The sequence below is a fragment of the Methanocalculus chunghsingensis genome (assembly GCF_018132105.1).
In the GTDB taxonomy this organism is placed as follows: Archaea; Halobacteriota; Methanomicrobia; order Methanomicrobiales; family Methanocorpusculaceae; genus Methanocalculus; species Methanocalculus chunghsingensis.
This window is the reverse complement of record NZ_JWHL01000009.1, coordinates 1-4,971: the sequence shown is the minus strand read 5'-3', so window position 1 is coordinate 4,971 and position 4,971 is coordinate 1. Positions and strand designations below refer to the sequence as shown.

At 53.7% G+C, this 4,971-nt stretch carries 2 tRNA genes, 2 rRNA genes and 3 other annotated features; all 4 genes read left to right on the top strand.

Annotated elements, in window-relative coordinates:
• Positions 1-165 (top strand) — a sequence feature (16S ribosomal RNA rRNA prediction is too short).
• Positions 166-257: 92 nt separating this feature from the next.
• Positions 258-353 (top strand) — a sequence feature (16S ribosomal RNA rRNA prediction is too short).
• Between the two features lie 11 nt (positions 354-364).
• Positions 365-1,333 (top strand) — a sequence feature (most likely nonfunctional fraction of RNA operon).
• 79 nt (positions 1,334-1,412) lie between these two features.
• The 4 genes from RJ53_RS06555 to rrf all read left to right on the top strand — a co-directional run bounded on the left by RJ53_RS06555 (position 1,413) and on the right by rrf (position 4,892).
• Positions 1,413-1,485 (top strand) — tRNA-Ala (locus RJ53_RS06555).
• Between the two features lie 175 nt (positions 1,486-1,660).
• Positions 1,661-4,600 (top strand): 23S ribosomal RNA (locus RJ53_RS06550).
• A 92-nt stretch (positions 4,601-4,692) separates the two neighbouring features.
• Positions 4,693-4,764, top strand: a tRNA-Cys gene (locus RJ53_RS06545).
• A gap of 6 nt (positions 4,765-4,770) precedes the next feature.
• Positions 4,771-4,892, top strand: a 5S ribosomal RNA gene (gene rrf, locus RJ53_RS06540).
• Positions 4,893-4,971: the final 79 nt, after the last annotated feature.

Sequence of the window (4,971 nt, the reverse complement as noted above, 5' to 3'; positions counted from 1 at the left end):
TAATCCCGGGAAACTGGGGCTAATCCCTCATAGGAGACGGGTGCTGGAATGCTCTGTCTCTGAAAGGTCCGCCGCCTGAGGATGAGTCTGCGTCCGATTAGGTTGTTGTTGGGGTAACGGCCCACCAAGCCATTGATCGGTACGGGTTGTGAGAGCAAGAGCCCGGAGATGGATTCTGAGACATGAATCCAGGCCCTACGGGGCGCAGCAGGCGCGAAAACTTTACAATGCGAGCAATCGTGATAAGGAAACCCTGAGTGCCTGTCAATGCAGGCTGTTCTGGTGTTTAGTCAGCACCAGGAGAAAGGGCGGGGCAAGACCGGTGCCAGCCGCCGCGGTAATACCGGCTGCTCGAGTGATAGCCACTTTTACTGGGCTTAAAGCGTTCGTAGCTTGGTCGTTAAGTCTCTGGGGAAATCTTTTGGCTCAACCAAAAGACGTCTCAGAGAAACTGGCGACCTTGGGACCGGGAGAGGTAAGACGTACTTCGGGGGTAGGAGTGAAATCTTGTAATCCCCGAGGGACGACCGATGGCGAAGGCATCTTACCAGAACGGCTCCGACAGTGAGGGACGAAAGCTGGGGGAGCAAACCGGATTAGATACCCGGGTAGTCCCAGCCGTAAACGATGTGCGTTAGGTGTGTCAGTGACCACGAGTCACTGAGGTGCCGAAGGGAAACCGTGAAACGCACCGCCTGGGAAGTACGGTCGCAAGGCTGAAACTTAAAGGAATTGGCGGGGGAGCACCACAACGGGTGGAGCCTGCGGTTTAATTGGATTCAACGCCGGACAACTCACCGGATACGACAGCGGAATGATAGCCGGGCTGAAGACTCTGCTTGACCAGCTGAGAGGAGGTGCATGGCCGTCGTCAGTTCGTACTGTGAAGCATCCTGTTAAGTCAGGCAACGAGCGAGACCCACGCCAACAGTTGCCAGCATGATCTTCGGATCGATGGGGACACTGTTGGGACCGCCTCTGCTAAAGGGGAGGAAGGAATGGGCAACGGTAGGTCAGCATGCCCCGAATTATCCGGGCTACACGCGGGCTACAATGGATGGGACAATGGGTCTCGACACCGAAAGGTGAAGGTAATCTCCTAACCCCACCCGTAGTTCGGATTGCGGGCTGCAACTCGCCCGCATGAAGCTGGAATCCGTAGTAATCGCGCCTCACGATGGCGCGGTGAATATGTCCCTGCTCCTTGCACACACCGCCCGTCAAACCACCCGAGTGGGGTCTGGATGAGGCTGTAGTTTTCGCTACAGTCGAATCTAGGTTCCGCAAGGGGGGTTAAGTCGTAACAAGGTAGCCGTAGGGGAATCTGCGGCTGGATCACCTCCTAATGATCCTTTCGACAATCAGCGGTCGCTCAATGAACCGTACAATTACCACTGCCAACGAATACATCAGGGCTCATAGCTCAGCTGGAAGAGCGCGGCGTTTGCAACGCCGAGGCCAGGGGTTCAAATCCCCTTGGGTCCACTCCCGTTGGGACATCATGTAACACACTGTTACAGCGTGTTCCAACGGTCTGATGCACCCGGCGATGCGAGTCACCGGGGAAGGGCTGAAGGTCAGTTGACCCTGACCTGACGATGCTGTGTAAAGGTAATGCATCTGGACGTTACATGGGTTCAACGGAACCTAATTGTAAAAATGAATCTGGTAATTATGCCAGTTCGTGGATGGCTCGGTTCGAGAGCTGATGAAGGGCGTGCCAAGCAGCGATATGCTCCGGGAAGGTGCAGGGAGCCTGTGATCCGGAGATCCCCGAATAGGACATCCCGATACTTCGGTATCAATCCGTCAGGATGGGGAACGCCCCGAATTGAAACATCTCAGTAGGGGCAGGAAGAGAAATCAACCGAGATGTCGTGAGTAGAGGCGATCGAAAACGACGAAGTTCAAACCGAATCCCTCCGGGGAGATGTGGTGTTGTAAGCCTCCCGTCGGATGCAGTCCTTTGAAACGGAACTCACCTGGAACGGTGGATCAGAGAGGGTGATAGTCCCGTACGTATAAACAGGACTGTTTCCGGGAGTGTCTTGAGTAGCGCGGGTTGGAATTCTCGCGTGAATCCGGGGGTCATCAACCTCCAAAACTAAATACTTCTCGAAACCGATAGCGAACTAGTAGCGTGAGCGAAAGCTGAAAAGGATCCCTAAAAAGGATGTGCAAAGCGCCTGAAACGAACTGGTGATCGTGTGATATGGCGTGCAAGGAACTTCTGCGCGAAGGAACCCGTCGCGAGGCGGTAGTACGGGCGACAGTTGCCGATGTCATATCTTACGTTTTGAAGAACGGGCCAGAGAGTTTATTCTGCAGGCGAGGTTAACCGGAAGGGAAGCCGAAGCGAAAGCAACAAGTTCGTAGCATTCGTGCCTGGAACGACGTATTCAACGTGCGTGGAGTCTGTAGGATAAGACCCGAAACCCGGTGATCTATGCGTGGGCAGGTTGAAGCGTGCCGAAAGGTGCGTGGAGGACCGCAGGCGGTTTTGATATGCAAATCATTCGCGTGACCTGCGTATAGGAGTGAAAGATTCATCGAACCGGGAATCAGCTGGTTCCCCTCGAAACATGCCGCAGCATGACCTCGTCGGAGATGGTTGGTGAGGTAGAGCACTGATTGAGGATTCCGGGGGAGAAATCCCTCGCTCTTCTGTCAAACTCCAAACTCCCCAACGTCGTAGATGACGGGTAGTCCGGACTACGGGGTAAGCTTGTAGTCCGTAAGGGAGACAACCCAGACCGTGGTTGATGCCCCCGAATGTAGGCTAAGTGTCAACACTGAATGAGGTCCCAGGCCAAAGACAACTGGAAGGTGAGCTTAGAAGCAGCTACCCTTTAAAAAGTGCGTAACAGCTTACCAGTCAAGGTTTGGGGCGCAGAAAATGGACGGGGCTAAAGCCTACTGCAGAGACCACGGCGCACCGATTCGTCGGTGATCGCGTAGAGGGGCGTCCTGTATGGATAGAAGCAGGGGCGTAAGGTCCTGTGGACCGTACAGGAATGAGAATTCTGGCAGTAGTAGAAGCATAGAACGGTGAGAATCCGTTCCGCCGAAAGGGCTAGGTTTCCTCGGCAATGTTCGTCAGCCGAGGGTTAGTCGGTCCTAAGATGTGCCGTAATCCGAGCATGTCAACAGGGAAACAGGTTAATATTCCTGTACCAATCAGATATCGTTTCTTCGGAAACCCCGACGCTTCGGGATATACCACGCGGAACTGTCGTTTCCGTTCAAGCGTTCAACGCGGTGGAGTACCGTCATGGTGAGAAACCGCAGAAGACGTGATGAGGTAACGTGGTCGACTCCTGGAGCCCGTGAAAAGGGATCTGATTGACCGTACTGAGAACCGACACAGGTGCCCCTGGTTGAAAAGACCAAGGCGTATCGGAGCTAATTGTGGTAAGGGAACTCGGCAAAATGGCCCCGTAACTTCGGGAGAAGGGGTGCCTGCCTGGAGATCAGGCAGGTCGCAGTGACCAGGGAACTCCAACTGTCTAATAACAACATAGCAGACTGCAACTCCGTAAGGACTCGTATAGTCTGTGAATCCTGCCCAGTGCGGGTATCTGAACACCGAGTACAATCGGACGAAGGACCCGTAAACGGCGGGGGTAACTATGACCCTCTTAAGGTAGCGTAGTACCTTGTCGCTTAATTGGCGACTTGCATGAATGGAACAATGAGAGTTCTACTGTCCCTACCACAAGTCCGTTGAACCTTTTATCCTAGTGCAGAGGCTAGGGACTCCTGATGGGAAGTGAAGACCCCGTGGAGCTTTACTGCAGCCTGTCGTTGTACTACGGTATTGCATGCGCAGCGTAGATGGGAGACGTCGAACTGATCCTTCCGGGGATCAGGGAGTCGCCGTTGAGACACCATCCTTGCTCTGCTGTAGTACTCACTCTTCTTGACTGAAGAGGACATCGGTAGGTGGGCAGTTTGGGTGGGGCGCCACACCCTCGAAAAAATATCAAGGGTGCCCTAAGGTCAACTCATGTGAGTCAGAAACTCACAGAAGAGTGTCAAGAGCATACGTTGGCTTGACGCGATGACGCACAGCAAGTCATCGCGAGAGGAAACTCGGGTCTAACGAACCAATACGCCCTGTTGATGAGGGCTATTGACTACAGAAAAGCTACCCCGGGGATAATAGAGTCGTCGCCGGCAAGAGCACATATCGACCCGGCGGCTTGCTACCTCGATGTCGGTTCTTTCCATCCTGGCTGTGCAGCAGCAGCCAAGGGTGAGGTTGTTCGCCTATTAAAGGGGATCGTGAGCTGGGTTTAGACCGTCGTGAGACAGGTCGGTTACTATCTATCAGGAGTGTTCGGAGTCTGAGGGCAAGAAAGAAATAGTACGAGAGGAACTTTCTTTCGTCGCCACTGGTGTATCGGTTGTCCGACAGGGCAGTGCCGAGCAGCTACGCGGCAAGAGATAAAAGCTGAAAGCATCTAAGCTTGAAACTCAGCCTGAAAAGAGACTCCGTTACAGGGCACGGGTACAAGACCCGCTTAATAGGCCCGGGATATACGCACGAAGGCAACGACGTGTTCAGTCCGGCGGGTACTAACGCCCAAATCCAGACCACTCAACCAATTACTCTGTTGAACCCAGACGATATCCGGATGCATACCTTTAATTCTGTTGAGAGTATATCTTATACTCCGCAGAATACACAGCGCCAAGGTGGCGGAGCGGCCACGCGGCTGACTGCAGATCAGCTACACCCCAGTTCAAATCTGGGCCTTGGCTTGTGGTTATGGCGGCCATAGCGGTGGGGATACACCCGGACTCATTCCGAACCCGGCAGTTAAGCCCACCTGCGTCGAACACTGTACTGAGGTACGAGAGTCCTCGGGAACTGTTCAACGCTGCCAATACCACTTCTTATTATCAAAAACTACAATCCACAGCGGATGCATTGCCGTTTATTCTTATGATTATCACACAAGAGCGGAT